Source organism: Agrobacterium sp. 20P9.1.2 (assembly GCF_057799395.1).
The window spans coordinates 688428-701813 of the sequence record NZ_JBYOKI010000003.1; the positions used below are offsets into that span (position 1 = coordinate 688428).

13 protein-coding genes are annotated in these 13386 nt (G+C 53.5%); 7 read left to right on the forward strand and 6 right to left on the reverse strand.

Annotation, left to right across the window (positions count from 1 at the left end):
- Positions 1-80: 80 nt before the first annotated feature.
- Positions 81-1025, forward strand: coding sequence for a LysR family transcriptional regulator (locus tag AC27VJ_RS12625; protein WP_488684309.1), 945 nt, complete (start codon positions 81-83; stop codon positions 1023-1025).
- Here the strand turns inward: AC27VJ_RS12625 and AC27VJ_RS12630 are convergent.
- Both AC27VJ_RS12630 and AC27VJ_RS12635 read right to left on the reverse strand, forming a co-directional pair.
- Positions 1011-2501, reverse strand: a complete 1491-nt coding sequence (locus AC27VJ_RS12630) for a UdgX family uracil-DNA binding protein (protein ID WP_488684310.1) — start codon at positions 2499-2501, stop codon at positions 1011-1013. The two genes, AC27VJ_RS12625 and AC27VJ_RS12630, sit on opposite strands and share 15 nt — an antisense overlap.
- Complete coding sequence (locus AC27VJ_RS12635) at positions 2501-3733, reverse strand: putative DNA modification/repair radical SAM protein (protein ID WP_488684311.1); 1233 nt, start codon at positions 3731-3733, stop codon at positions 2501-2503. The genes AC27VJ_RS12630 and AC27VJ_RS12635 overlap by 1 nt, the downstream gene beginning before the upstream one ends.
- 220 nt (positions 3734-3953) lie before the next feature.
- Here AC27VJ_RS12635 and greA point away from each other — a divergent pair, with 220 nt between their 5' ends.
- Together greA and AC27VJ_RS12645 are read left to right on the forward strand one after the other, a co-directional pair.
- Positions 3954-4430 carry a transcription elongation factor GreA gene (greA, locus tag AC27VJ_RS12640; RefSeq protein ID WP_113088573.1) on the forward strand — a complete coding sequence of 159 codons (477 nt, stop codon included), beginning with the start codon at positions 3954-3956 and terminating at the stop codon, positions 4428-4430.
- A 31-nt stretch (positions 4431-4461) separates the two neighbouring features.
- On the forward strand, positions 4462-5520 hold the full coding sequence (locus AC27VJ_RS12645; RefSeq protein WP_488684312.1) for a glycosyltransferase family 4 protein: 1059 nt from the start codon (positions 4462-4464) through the stop codon (positions 5518-5520).
- Here AC27VJ_RS12645 and AC27VJ_RS12650 read toward each other — a convergent pair.
- The 3 genes from AC27VJ_RS12650 to AC27VJ_RS12660 are packed head-to-tail and all read right to left on the reverse strand — an operon-like array spanning position 5504 to position 8369.
- The gene (locus AC27VJ_RS12650; RefSeq protein WP_488684313.1) at positions 5504-6526 is read right to left on the reverse strand and encodes a glycosyltransferase; all 1023 of its coding nucleotides are present in this window, start codon (positions 6524-6526) and stop codon (positions 5504-5506) included. The two genes, AC27VJ_RS12645 and AC27VJ_RS12650, sit on opposite strands and share 17 nt — an antisense overlap.
- Positions 6523-7551 (reverse strand): glycosyltransferase, encoded by a 1029-nt coding sequence (locus tag AC27VJ_RS12655; RefSeq protein WP_488684314.1) that lies wholly within the window; start codon positions 7549-7551, stop codon positions 6523-6525. The genes AC27VJ_RS12650 and AC27VJ_RS12655 overlap by 4 nt, the downstream gene beginning before the upstream one ends.
- Positions 7548-8369, reverse strand: a complete 822-nt coding sequence (locus tag AC27VJ_RS12660) for a glycosyltransferase family 2 protein (protein WP_488684315.1) — start codon at positions 8367-8369, stop codon at positions 7548-7550. The genes AC27VJ_RS12655 and AC27VJ_RS12660 overlap by 4 nt, the downstream gene beginning before the upstream one ends.
- A gap of 286 nt (positions 8370-8655) precedes the next feature.
- On the opposite strand from AC27VJ_RS12660, the gene gmd reads away from it, so the two are divergent.
- The 4 genes from gmd to AC27VJ_RS12680 are packed head-to-tail and all read left to right on the forward strand — an operon-like array spanning position 8656 to position 12870.
- Positions 8656-9708, forward strand: a complete 1053-nt coding sequence (gmd, locus tag AC27VJ_RS12665; RefSeq protein ID WP_488684316.1) for a GDP-mannose 4,6-dehydratase — start codon at positions 8656-8658, stop codon at positions 9706-9708.
- Positions 9709-9748: 40 nt separating this feature from the next.
- Positions 9749-10669, forward strand: a complete 921-nt coding sequence (locus tag AC27VJ_RS12670) for a GDP-L-fucose synthase family protein (RefSeq protein WP_488684317.1) — start codon at positions 9749-9751, stop codon at positions 10667-10669.
- Position 10670: 1 nt separating this feature from the next.
- Positions 10671-11846, forward strand: a complete 1176-nt coding sequence (locus tag AC27VJ_RS12675; protein WP_488684318.1) for a DegT/DnrJ/EryC1/StrS family aminotransferase — start codon at positions 10671-10673, stop codon at positions 11844-11846.
- A gap of 40 nt (positions 11847-11886) precedes the next feature.
- Positions 11887-12870, forward strand: coding sequence for a glycosyltransferase family 10 domain-containing protein (locus tag AC27VJ_RS12680; protein WP_488684319.1), 984 nt, complete (start codon positions 11887-11889; stop codon positions 12868-12870).
- Here AC27VJ_RS12680 and AC27VJ_RS12685 read toward each other — a convergent pair.
- Positions 12867-13386: FkbM family methyltransferase (locus tag AC27VJ_RS12685; protein ID WP_488684321.1), on the reverse strand; the 520-nt coding region annotated here is incomplete at its 5' end. The genes AC27VJ_RS12680 and AC27VJ_RS12685 overlap by 4 nt on opposite strands.

Below are 13386 nucleotides of genomic sequence, written 5' to 3' on the forward strand. Positions count from 1 at the left end.
TGATCTGGAGGAAAGATAGACGCTGTCAGCGCGTATGATAATGGGGTACGATCAGCACGGACTGTGCGGGAATATGAACAATGAAAATCAATCTGGATGATCTCAATATCTTTGTTGCAGTGGTGCGCGCTGGCGGCTTTCGTGAGGCGGCGAGGATCAGAAGCAGTAGTGCGTCCGGCCTTAGTGAAGCTGTTCGCAGGCTGGAGACGGAACTGGGCGTTCGCCTTCTCAATCGCACCACCCGCAGTGTCTCACCCACGGAAGCCGGGCAAGGCTTGCTGGCCCGCCTCTCGCCCGCATTAACCGAGGTTGAGGCCGCACTCGATGTCGTCAACGGCTTCCGCGACAAGCCTGCGGGCACACTGCGGCTGAATGTACCGGTCAGCGCAGCCCGTCTTGTTTTGCCTGCGCTTGTGCCGCAGTTTCTGGCTGCCTATCCCGATATTCAGCTGGAGGTCATCACCGATGAAAACTTCGTGGATATCTTGGCCGCAGGCTGCGATGCAGGCATCCGCTATGATGAGCGCCTGCAGCAGGACATGATCGCCGTTCCCATCGGCCCACGCAGCCAGCGTCTTGCGACTGCCGCCTCACCCGTCTATCTCGACCGTTTTGGCAGACCACAGCACCCCCGCGATCTGCTCAGTCATGCCTGCATCAGGGGCCGATTTGCCAGCGGCACCATCCCTCCATGGGAATTCGAACGCGATGGCGAAGTGATCCTCATCGATGCAGGTGGGCCATTGATCGTGAGGATCGGTGGCGCAACGGATCTCGCCGTCGATGCCGCCATTGCAGGCACGGGCATCACCATGCTCTTCGAAGACTGGTTGCAGCCCTATTTCGACAGCGGTGCGCTGGAGCCAGTGCTTGAACCATGGTGGCAGAGCTTTTCCGGCCCGTTCCTCTACTACCCCGGCAGACGGCTGGTCCCCGCCCCGCTTCGAGCTTTCATCGATTTCGTCAAAGCTGCCAATGAGCAAACCAATATGAAACCACATCACCCCGCTTTATCCAACGGCTGATACAAGTGCTTCGCTCTCTTGGCGTGCTTCCATAAGCCTGCGAACCGCCTGCATATCCTCGCGAAACCGCTGAAACTCCTCCGCCTTCCTTTGCTCATCCGGTATGCGAAGCAGGTAGGAAGGATGCACCGTGACGAAGAGCATCCTGCCGCCATCCATGGGCATGGGCCTGCCGCGCAGGTCCGATAGCTTTTCCTTTAAACCCGTCAAAGCAAACATTGCCGTCGCCCCCATCGCAACGATGAGCTTGGGCTGGACCAGATCGATCTCCCGCGTCAGCCACCAGCGGCAGCGCTGCACCTCGCCCGCATCCGGCCGCTGGTGGATGCGCCTCTTGCCGCGCGTCTCATATTTGAAATGTTTGACGGCATTGGTGACATAGAGTTTCTGCCGCTCCATGCCGGTTTCACCCAAGACCTGATCGAACACCTTGCCCGCCGGGCCGACAAAGGGACGCCCTGCCAAGTCTTCGAAGTCGCCCGGCTGCTCGCCGACAATCATCACATCGGCATTGGCTGGCCCCTCACCGAACACCGTTTGCGTGGCCTTGCAATGGAGAGGACAGAGCGTGCAGTCTTTCGCCTCATGCCTCAACCCTTCCAACGTATCGGCATCGGGTAGTGCAGGCGCGGCTTTGTTTTCTGCCGCAGCCTGGATACGGTGATGGAAGAGCTGCGGCTCGGTCGCCGCCTTGGCGCCCATCTCCAGCACCCGTCGCTCAGCGTTGAGAATGAGGTCTGGAATAAGATCGGCCTCGGGCAGGTTCTTCCAGTATTTCTTCGGCATTTCCGCCGTCATCGCCTTGATCTTCAAGCGAGCCGGATTGAAAATATTGGCATAATAGGTGCGCCAAAGCTCATCCGTCTCATCCGACAAATCCGGCTGCTCAGCTGCCAGCCGCGATGTTTCGAGCGCCTCACCATCCCAGCGAGCCGAGCCTTTCGGCGTCAGAATCAGCCAGTCCATATCGGTAAAACGCCGCTGGAAAAACGCAGCCTTTCGCTCCACGATGAAATGATCTGGCTCGAACCAAGCAATAAACCGCCGCCGACCCGCCTCACCCGTGGCCAGCGCCACTTCCTTGAAACGCACGAAAGCCGTCATCTTGTGACTATCGCGACGAACGGATTTCTCCAATTTACGCGCTTCCGCCACATCAGGATCAGACTTGAATTGCAGCAACGCCCTGTCCTGCCCCAGACGCCACAAAAGCCGATAGAGCAACGAAAATCGCTTCGGATCGCTATGGCAAATAATGGTCTGCGCCAGCGGCATGAAGGCTGAAGGCACATAGACACCGGAGGCATTGTCTACGGCAGCGGGCAGGTTCTCCTCCTCGAAACCCAGTAAACCGGTCTCTTCGCCGCGGCACCGCCACTCGATTTCGTGCGGCGAGACATTGGCGGAGAGAAATGTGCGGGCGGCCTCCCGCCACTCGGTGAAATCGCCCCTTCCCTCCAGCGACACCCTGTACATCACAGCAACGATAGTTGTTCAGGCTGCGGCGCAAACATGGCGCGCAAGTCGGGTCGCTCCGTCAGCTTGCCCGGTGACCACCCGCCCGCCACGACGAAGGCCTTCACCTTTTTAAGCGAGACGCCGAAGCGAGCCAAATCTTCTAGCCGCAACTGCCTGAACCGGCGCGATGACAGGATGGAATTGACCGTTTTCGTGCCGAACCCCGGAACCCGCAGCAACGTCTCACGCTCCGCCTTGTTCACATCGACAGGAAAGCTCTGCCGATTTGCCAGCGCCCAAGCCAGCTTCGGATCGATATCCAGATCCAGCATGCCATCTTTCTGGGTGGAGGCAATTTCGGAAATATCGAAGCCATAAAACCGGTAGAGCCAATCGGCCTGATAGAGCCGATGCTCCCGCATCAAAGGCGGCTTGATCAGCGGCAGGTTTTTGGACGAATCAGGAATAGGGCTGAAAGCGGAATAATAGACGCGCCGCAGACCATAGCTGCCATAAAGGCGCGCGCTGGTGTTGAGTATGGTGCTGTCATTGGCGCCATCCGCACCCACGATCATCTGCGTGCTTTGGCCGGCAGGCGCAAACTTTCTGACCCGCTTCGTCTGAACCGTCGGCTCACCCGCCTCCTCGATCTTCAGACGAATATCAGCCATGGACTTGCGAATGTTTCCCGGCTGCTTTTCCGGCGCAAACTGGCCGATGCCGCTATCCGTCGGCAACTCGATGTTAATCGACAGGCGGTCCGCATAAAGCCCCGCCTCTTCCACCAGCCGCGCCGAAGCTTCGGGAATGGATTTGAGGTGGATATAGCCCCGGAAGCCGTGGGTGACGCGCAACTCCCTCGCCACCCGAACCAGTTCTTCCATCGTATGATCCGACGAGCGAATGATACCGGACGACAGAAACAGACCCTCGATATAATTGCGCCGGTAAAATTCCAGCGTCAGCCAAACCACCTCTTCCACCGTAAAGCGCGCCCGCTCCACATTGCTGGAGGAACGGTTGATGCAGTAGGCACAGTCATAAATGCAGAAGTTGGTGAGCAAAATCTTCAAAAGCGAAATACACCGGCCATCCGGCGCATAGGCGTGGCAAATGCCCGAACCTTCCGTCGACCCCAGCCCTCCCGATGCGGACGAGTTACGCTTCGTCGTGCCACTGGAGGCGCAGGACGCATCATACTTCGCCGCATCGGAAAGGACCGCCAACCGCTCTTTTATTGACTTTTTCATAGGTACGTTCACTATATGTTCTTGCGTAAACTGTCAATCCTTGGCTAAGATCAAGTTCCAGTCTCCTGAAAATGGGCAGTCTCAAATTTGCTGGCAATTGGCGGCGGTCTTCTGATATAGTCTGCCGAATTGTGATTTTGACTGGTTCCGTAGTTTTGCTCCGGAACCTGTTTCTTTTTGTGTCTGCGGGTACCGCGGTTAGAATGCGAAGGAAGAAAAAATGGTAGAAAAAGTACCGATGACTCAGGGCGGATTCGTCAAGCTGCAGGAAGAACTTCGCTGGCGCCAGCAGGAAGAGCGCCCACGCATCATCGAGGCTATTGCAGAAGCGCGCGCCCATGGCGACCTGTCTGAAAATGCCGAGTACCATGCCGCCAAGGAAGCGCAGAGTCACAATGAAGGCCGCGTTGCCGAGCTGGAAGACCTGACCGCACGTGCGGAAGTCATCGACCTGTCGAAAATGTCCGGCACGACCATCAAGTTCGGTGCCACCATCAAGCTTGTGGACGAAGATTCCAACGAACAGAAGACCTACCAGATCGTTGGCGACCAGGAAGCCGACGTCAAGCAGGGCCGCATTTCCATCTCCTCGCCCATCGCGCGCGCGCTGATCGGCAAGGAAGTTGGTGACAGCATTGAAGTGAATGCCCCCGGCGGTTCGCGCGGCTACGAAATCCTCTCCATCAACTGGGGCTGATTGCCAGCGCCTCTCTCACGAGATCCCGATTTTGCCCTATATCGACTTGGCTGATGTCCGGGTGCTTGCGCCGAATTTCAAGCGCAGGCTCTCCGGCGTGACATCCACCATCATCCAGCTCGTGCCGGTGCAAAATCGGCTTGGGCAAAAGGTTGCCGTTATAGGGCCGGGTTTGCCGCAAAGCCTGCCACATGTCCGCTTTCGAGACCTGTGGCGGCTATGGCAATTGGGTCCGGATAAGAAGCCGCGCGTCTGGCACGCGCGCCGCAATATTGAAATGTTGCCCGCCATCATCATGCGCGATATACTGCGCATGAAGCTGAAGATCGTCTTCACCTCCGCCTCGCAGCGCAAACACAGCGGCTGGACGAAATTCCTGATTTCCCGCATGGATGCGATCATCGCGACCAGCGCAAAGACGGCTTCCTATATGGATGTGCCAAGCACCGTCATCATGCACGGCATCGATACCGAGCGCTTCTCCCCGCCCACTGACAAGGCTGAGGCAAAACGCGCGCTTGGCCTCGACCCGAACCAGAAATACGCCGGCTGCTTCGGCAGAGTGCGCCACCAGAAAGGCACGGACCTCTTCGTCGATGCCATGATCGCCGTGCTCCCTCAAAATCCCGACTGGTCAGCCATCATCGCCGGGCGCGCCACCGGGCCGCATGTGGAATTCGAAAACGGCCTGAAAGAAAAGGTCCGCGCCGCCGGTCTCGCAGACCGCATCCTTTTCGTCGGCGAACACACCAACATCAACGAATGGTACCGCACCCTCGACCTCTTCATCGCCCCACAGCGTTGGGAAGGTTTTGGGCTCACCCCGCTGGAGGCAATGGCAACGGGTGTGCCAGTGATTGCGACGGATGTAGGGGCGTTTCCGGAATTGGTTGAGGGGGAGACTGGCGAGGTTATTGCTCGAGGTGAGCTGCAAGCCATGAGCGATTCGGCCTTGAAATGGCTGAAAAACGATGGGAAGCGTTTGGAAGCGGCAATAGCCGCTCGCCAACACGTGGCCAAGAACTTCACCATTGCAGGTGAAGCGGAAAATCTCGGCAGGGTTTATGACGCGGTCAAGGCTTCCGCTTGAAAAGGTCGATATAGGCAGAGGCGACGGCCTCTTCAGAGAACTGGCTCATCAGCGTTTCATGACCGCCTGCTGCCACACGCTGCGATAGCGACTGATCACTCAGGAGTTTGCCGATGGCAGCGGCAAAACTCTCCGCTTCGCCGATCTCTGCCAGCAGGCCATTTTCTCCATCCCGCATAAACCACATCGGCCCCTCGGACTTCGAAGACACCACAGGCTTTTTTTGGGCCCAGGCTTCGAGGATGACGTTGCCCAGCGGCTCGTGGCTGGATGGCATAACGAAGATGTCGGCAGCGGAGACATAGGGTCGCGTTTCATCTTTCCAGCCGATGAAGCGAACACGGTCTCGCATGCCGCGCGCATCCACCTGCGCTTCCAAACTTTCCCGCTCTTCCCCATCCCCCGCCAGCCAAAGATAAACACCCGGCAAGCCAGCGACGGCATCGATCAGGGTGTGAAACCCCTTCCGCTTCACAAAACGCCCCATGGACATGACCACGGGCGCATCTTGCGGCGTATCCAGCTCAGCCCTCGCTATCGGCGCAATCGCCCGCGTGCTGGTGAAGTTGGAAATGACCTCCACACCGCGCGTCCATCCAATGGCTTTGACATGCTCGGCAATACCAGGCGTATTGCAAACCAGAATGTCGGTATTCTTGAAATAATCCAGCTTCGTGGGGTAATCTCCAAGGCGCGAGAGCTTGATGCAGCCTTTGTAATTCGGCATCAACTCGCTGGCACGCGGCGCCCATGACATGATCGCATCAGGCTTGAGAGATTGAGCCATGGAACGAACTTTGATGGGAAGTAGGATTCTGTCCAATGAAAGATTACGGAAATTACTCTCCGTAATATTTGCAACGGCCTCGATGTCCTTCCGCCACACACGATTTTTACGGATGACGCAGCTCTGCTCAAGCCCCCGTTTTGCAAACGCGTTGACGAGATGAACGAAAAAGCGTTCTGCGCCGCCGTCTTTGCCGAAATGAAAATGGCAGACTTTCACTTGTTTGCTGCCTCTTCAAACAGCTTCATGTAAGAGGCTGTGATTGCTTCTTTGGAAAAACGGGCGCGTGTCGTTGTGTGCCCGCCTTCCACCAGTTTTTCACGAAGTTCCGGATCGTCCCGCAGACGGGTAACGGCATTCGTCAAGCCAACCTCATCTGCGCAATCGACCATCAAGGCATCAACCTCGTTTGTCATCACGAACGAGGGCCCTTCAGCTCGAAAAGCGACGGTCGGCTTTCCGGCACCCCAACCTTCAAAACAAACATTTCCAAGTGGCTCATGCAGAGACGTGATGGCAAAAACATCCGCAGCTGCCAGATAGGCATAGGCATCCGTCTTCCATCCCGGAAGCTTCACTCGCTCCTGCAGGCCAAGCTCTTCGACCAGCTTGACCAACTCTTCCCGCTCTGGCCCATCGCCCAAAAGCCAGAGATATGCGCCCTCTATATTTTTGACGGACCGGATGAGATGTGCGAACCCCTTGCGCTTTACAAACCGGCCCATGGCAACGACGACGAAGGCCTTTTCCGGGGTATCGAGAGCGCTGCGAGAGATCGGAGGAATCGGTGTCGCATTGCTGAAATTCGGTATCACTTCAATGCGTCGCGTCCAACCCAATCGCTTCACACTATCCGCCATGTCAGGCGTGATGCAGACGAGAACTTCTGAATTCCGATAGTAACCGAGATGCTCCGGATAATCTCCCAGTCGGGAAATCCGAAGCGCCGTCTTTACGTTCGGCATGAAGCGGCTTGCGCGCAATTGCCACGTCATGATCACATCGGGTTTGAATTCCTTGAGTATCCGCCGCATCCGCCAAACCAGCACGAAGCGCGACAGGGAAATACGACGAAACACGCCCTCATAGACGGTAGCGCGTCGCTCGATTGCCGCCTTCCAACTGCGGTCAGGACGAATTAAGACTCTTTGCTCAACTCCCCGCTCGCCCAGAGCATCGACGAGGTTTACAAAAAAGCGCTCCGCACCGCCGTCTTTTCCAAAATGAATATGCAGAACCTTCATGTCTTTGTCCTTCCGCGTTCCATGTCATCGACATTAGGCCGACGTTTCAACGCGTGACGCTGATGGATTTTCGCTTGGGTGAGAAATGCGTAAATGCCGCCTGTTGCCGCTTCGATAAAGCCGGGCACACCGCAGCGCCAAAGTCCGTTTTTGAAATATAGCCGCAGAAAATAGAGCCAAGGCGAAAACAGAAGTTTCGAAAGCTTCGCGTCGCGGCCTTCTCCGAATTGCTGATCAGCCTTCAGAGTTGAGTACTTGTTTTCTTTCAGAATTTGCTCATCGACAATGAGCGGCCGATAGTGCAACAGGCTCCCCTTTTCAGATGACCTGACCTCACCAGTCGGGACGATGCCCTCATGCACCTTCTGCGCAAGATCATAGCCGCCCTTGCCGCTCCGGATGAGTCGGAGGTTCTTCCGCTCGCGCACGTTTTCCGGGGTGTAGCCGTAGCCAATAAGATAAGGCCTGCGTGCCACTTTCCAGCCGACAACACTCTCCGGCTCAGAAAGCAACTCAGGCAAAGCCGCACGTAAAGCCGCATCCAGCCGCTCATCGGCATCGATATTCAGGCACCAAGGCTGGCTGCACTGCTCCAGTGCAAACTGCTTCTGCCCAGCGTACCCTCGCCAAGGCTCATGCATGAAGCGGATCGGCCAGCCTTTGTCGATGTAGGATTGCACCAGAGCAGGCGTTCCATCCACAGAGCCGGAATCGACAATCACGATCTCGGCAAAACCTTCGAGGCTTTCAATGCAGTTGCCAAGATAGGCCTCTTCATTGAGGCAGATGATGAATGCGGAGACGCCAAGTTTCGTCATTCGTTCTCTTACACAAATAAGCCCGACACCAAAATCGTGTCCGCCGTTGCAGCCATCAGTCTATAGGGTTGCGCGGCACGCAAATGCAAGCATTTGAGATGGCTTTACAGTGAATGGACGCGTGATAGGCCGTGAGCCACGCAAATCGGAGGTTTATTTTGAATCGCAGTTGAGATATCGCACAATGAACCAACGCATCCTGACAGTTACCGCATTCATCTTCGATAATCTGTTCGAAGCCAGTGCAGAGTTCTCAGGCGCGAGAGCAAGATGAAAGCGGATCAAAATGGCAGACAAAGCAAAAGTGGCCCTCATTACCGGCGTAACCGGTCAGGATGGAGCCTATTTGGCCCAATTGCTGCTTGATAAGGGCTACATCGTCCACGGTATCAAACGCCGCTCCTCGTCTTTCAATACTGGTCGTATCGAAAACATCTATCAGGATCCGCATGAGGAAAATGCGCGGTTTTTCCTGCACTATGGTGATATGACGGATGCCACCAATCTCATCCGCATCGTTCAGGAAACCCAGCCTGATGAGATTTATAACCTCGCGGCACAGAGCCATGTGCAGGTTTCGTTCGAAACGCCGGAATATACGGCAAATGCAGACGGCATCGGCACGCTGCGCCTACTGGAAGCCATCCGCATCCTTGGCCTCGAGAAGAAAACCCGCTTCTATCAAGCCTCGACATCGGAGCTTTATGGATTGGTGCAGGAAGTCCCGCAGCGCGAAACGACACCTTTCTACCCGCGCAGCCCCTATGCGGCGGCTAAGCTCTATGCTTACTGGATCGTCGTAAACTATCGGGAAGCTTACGGTCTGCACGCCTCGAACGGTATTCTCTTCAACCACGAAAGCCCGCTGCGCGGCGAAACCTTCGTTACCCGCAAGATCACCCGTGCCGCAGCAGCCATCAAACTCGGGCGGCAGGACAAGCTGTACCTCGGAAATCTGGACGCAAAACGCGACTGGGGCCACGCCAAGGAATATGTACGCGGCATGTGGCTGATGTTGCAGCAGGATGAGGCGGAAGACTACGTGCTGGCAACAGGCGAAACAACGCCAGTGCGCACCTTCGTGGAATGGGCGTTTGCGGATGCGGGCTTCACCCTGAAATGGGAAGGCCAGGGCGTGGACGAAAAAGGCATCGATACCGCCACCGGCAAAGTTCTGGTCGAAGTCGACCCCCGCTATTTCCGCCCAACCGAAGTTGACCTCCTCATCGGCGACCCCTCAAAAGCGCACCAGAAGCTCGGCTGGAAGCACGAGACAAGCGTGCGGGAACTTGTACGCGAAATGGTAGAAAGTGATCTCACCGTCATGGCTGAAGAATGATGCCGTCTCAATTCGTGATATTACTGGTGAAGGTAATCCGATGAAGATTCTGCTGACCGGCGGACGTGGAATGGTGGGACGTAATATAATGTCCCATGCAGAGAAGTTACAGCTTGAGATCATTGCGCCCGCTAGCCGCGACGTTAATCTGCTTGATTCACGGCAAACAGAAGCCTTCGTTAACGAAACTAAGCCGGACCTCATCATTCACGCGGCGGGTCGCGTCGGCGGAATACAGGCGAACATAAGGGAACCGGTTAAATTTCTTTCTGAAAACTGGACGATGGGTCAAAATATTGTGTCTGCCGCTAGATCAGCGGGCGTGAAACGGCTCATGAATCTGGGTAGTTCCTGCATGTATCCACGCGATCAGGAAGAACCGCTCCGCGAAGAGCAGGTTTTAGGCGGCATGCTCGAGCCTACGAATGAGGGATACGCGATCGCGAAATGTGCAATCGCACGCCTGTGTGAGTACGTGTCCCGCGAAGATGCTGCATATCAATATAAAACCATCATCCCCTGTAATTTATACGGTCGCTATGACAAATTCGACCCTGCAGTTTCTCATATGATCCCTGCCGTTATCCAAAAACTTCATGTCGCGCGTGCGGATAACGCACCTTTTGTCGACATCTGGGGCGACGGCACTGCACGTCGCGAGTTCATGTTCGCAGAAGATTTGGCAGAGGCTATTTTCTTCGCAATCGACCGTTTTGAGGCTATGCCATCACTCATCAATATGGGTCTTGGATATGATTATAGCATCAACGAATATTACGAAGCGGCGGCAGAGGTCATTGGCTATGCTGGTCAGTTTAAGCACGATCTTTCCAAGCCGGTTGGTATGAAGCGAAAGCTTCTGGATGTCACGAGACAGACCGCATTTGGCTGGCATGCCAAGACCAGCCTTAAAGACGGCATTCGCGCCACCTATGAATATTATCTCTCGAAGGAAGCATGACATGTCCTATCCTCTCGCCAATTCTGCTTGGGACCACGAGGAATATGAGGCTATTCAGTCTGTTATTCAGTCTGGAATGTTTACGATGGGGCAGAAAGTTGCCGAATTCGAAAAAGCATTCGCAGAATATCTTGGCAGCAAATACTGCGTCATGGTCAACTCCGGCTCATCAGCCAATCTTATCATGGTTGCCGCGCTGCGTTACAAATCGCAATCTCCGCTGCTGCCGGGTGCAGAAGTCATAGTCCCTGCTGTTTCGTGGAGCACAACCTATTACCCCCTCTATCAGTATGGGCTGAAGCTCCGCTTCGTTGATATCGACGGGGACACTTTGAACTATGATCTGGAAAAGCTGCGCGAAGCGATAACGCCCGAAACCAAAGCCATCATGGTCGTTAATCTCCTTGGTAATCCAAACGATTTTAACAAAATCAATGAGATTATTGGTGAGCGGGATATCTTGCTTTTGGAAGATAACTGCGAGTCGATGGGCGCAACTTTTGAAGGACGGCAGACAGGAACCTTCGGCCTCATGGGGACTTTCAGTTCCTTCTTCAGTCACCACATCTCGACCATGGAAGGCGGCATGGTCGTCACGGATGATGAAGAAATTTACCACATCCTTCTCGCTCTCAGGGCGCATGGCTGGACCCGTAATCTTCCAAAAAAGAACCACATCACTTCTGACAAGAGCGATGATCCTTTTACGGAAGCCTTCCGCTTCGTCTTGCCGGGATACAATCTACGCCCGTTGGAAATGAGTGGGGCGCTTGGGCTCGCGCAACTTCGCAAGTTGCCAGTGATCGTCAGCGAACGACGCAAAAACGCAGAGCGTTTTCTCGAAATCATGCAGCAGTTCCCCTATCTGAGAACACAGAAGGAGATCGGTAACAGCAGCTGGTTCGGCTTCAGCATAATGGTCGAGCCTGACTCACCGGTTAGCCGTGAAGAAATGATAATCGCACTTACCGCCGCGAAAGTAGATACGCGGCCAATTGTTGCAGGCAATTTTGCAAAGAATGAAGTACTGAAGTGGTTTGATTATTCCATATCAGGCGAACTCACCAATGCGGAACTCGTAGATAAAGTAGGCTTCTTCGTTGGTAATCATCATTATCCGTTGAGCACCGAGCTGACACTTTTGCAGGAAAAAATTCGCACTGCCTGCGGGTCGTGACTTTTGAGGTCTGCCAATCGAAAAAAGTGAGGTATCGGACTTGATAACTGCTGGTTTCATTTCTTCTGCGCCAAACTGGCCATGGTCCAGACAATTTCCAAACGCCGAGCCGACTTGGGATGGTGTCTCTTTTCAGTTTGATAGTGACTTTAGTGCTTGCGATATTGTTTTCGTGTTTGACGCAATACCAAAAGAGCTTTGTGGACGGATTAAAGCCAAACGAGCAGTATTTATTTGTTCCGAACCGCCAAATGTTAAAGTTTATAGACCTGATTTCCTCTCCCAATTCGATCAAATTCTTACTACTGACGCTATAACAAAGCATCCGAATAAATTACTCTGCCAAGTTGGGCTTCCTTGGCATGTAGGGGTATGGGACAATGGTGGGGATTTTCGCGAAAAACCACTATCGTTCAATGATTTCAGAGATTTTTATCCCATAAAAACCAAGCTCGTCTCAATCGTCTCTTCAGACAAGGCTTTTACTGAAGAGCATCGTCTACGACTGGATTTTTTCAAGAGGTTAAAATCTTACTTTGGAAATGAGATGGATTTCTTCGGGAGAAATATTAATAATTTCCCTGATAAAACTAATGTTTTGTGTGACTATAAGTATCATATCGCAATCGAAAATTGTTCTACGAAGCATTATTGGACAGAGAAGCTATCCGACCCTCTGCTGGCTCTTACTTACCCGATCTATCATGGCTGCCCTAACATAGCGGAATACTTCAGCGAGCAGTCTCTTACTAGGATAGATATAAATGATTATGAAAATAGTATTCGTACGATTGAAAGCATCATAAATTCAGATATTTATGACAAGGCAATTCCTCACCTTGAACAGGCTCGAAAGTCGATCTTGTCTAAGTTTAATTTGTTTGCAGTCTTGTCCGACATAGCAAAAATCGAAGTTGCAAAACGACGATCTTCGCGCATTCTCGAGTCGGAGCGCTTCTATCGGAAATACAACCCTATAGTGCGCGCGGCGAAGCGTAATATTCGCCGCATCCTCCCATATTAATTCGGAGCACTCACTTTGAGGCGGCTCCAATTTTCCCACACAAAAACATAAGACCAGTCGCACTGATGCGTGCACTTAAGGCGGTCAATTATAGATTGCCTCATAGGCTTGGCATTTGTGATAAAATTGTGAAATTGTACTTGTACATTTTCTATATTGTTAATCAAACCCTCGTTCAATATGTGCGGAAGTAGGTCATACTCTCCGCCTTCAATGTTGATTTTGAGGAGGTCAACATGAACAATACCTAACTCATGAAAAACTTCGAAAAAACGCCGAACTTCCACAATGTTTGCATTTTCTGAGTGACGCTCGGACTTCATGGATGAGCCGTCCGCCCGTTCAGAAAGAGAGAAATTGCCATTTACATCTGACAAACCAAAATTAAAGCATTTTACCTTCGGATTACCCGCAAAACGGTTGATACAAATCTCGTAAAAATCCTTGCTTGGCTCAAAAACATAGACAGTACAATTGTATTTTTTATACATACTCTCCGCGAAATCACCGACATAG

Excerpts from the sequence above, each read along its gene's own strand:
- AC27VJ_RS12625 (WP_488684309.1), top strand. The coding sequence starts at position 81 with ATGAAAATCAATCTGGATGATCTCAATATCTTTGTTGCAGTGGTGCGC.
- AC27VJ_RS12630 (WP_488684310.1), bottom strand. The coding sequence starts at position 2,501 with ATGTACAGGGTGTCGCTGGAGGGAAGGGGCGATTTCACCGAGTGGCGG.
- AC27VJ_RS12635 (WP_488684311.1), bottom strand. The coding sequence starts at position 3,733 with ATGAAAAAGTCAATAAAAGAGCGGTTGGCGGTCCTTTCCGATGCGGCG.
- greA (WP_113088573.1), top strand. The coding sequence starts at position 3,954 with ATGGTAGAAAAAGTACCGATGACTCAGGGCGGATTCGTCAAGCTGCAG.
- AC27VJ_RS12655 (WP_488684314.1), bottom strand. The coding sequence starts at position 7,551 with ATGAAGGTTCTGCATATTCATTTTGGAAAAGACGGCGGTGCGGAGCGC.
- AC27VJ_RS12660 (WP_488684315.1), bottom strand. The coding sequence starts at position 8,369 with ATGACGAAACTTGGCGTCTCCGCATTCATCATCTGCCTCAATGAAGAG.
- gmd (WP_488684316.1), top strand. The coding sequence starts at position 8,656 with ATGGCAGACAAAGCAAAAGTGGCCCTCATTACCGGCGTAACCGGTCAG.
- AC27VJ_RS12670 (WP_488684317.1), top strand. The coding sequence starts at position 9,749 with ATGAAGATTCTGCTGACCGGCGGACGTGGAATGGTGGGACGTAATATA.
- AC27VJ_RS12675 (WP_488684318.1), top strand. The coding sequence starts at position 10,671 with ATGTCCTATCCTCTCGCCAATTCTGCTTGGGACCACGAGGAATATGAG.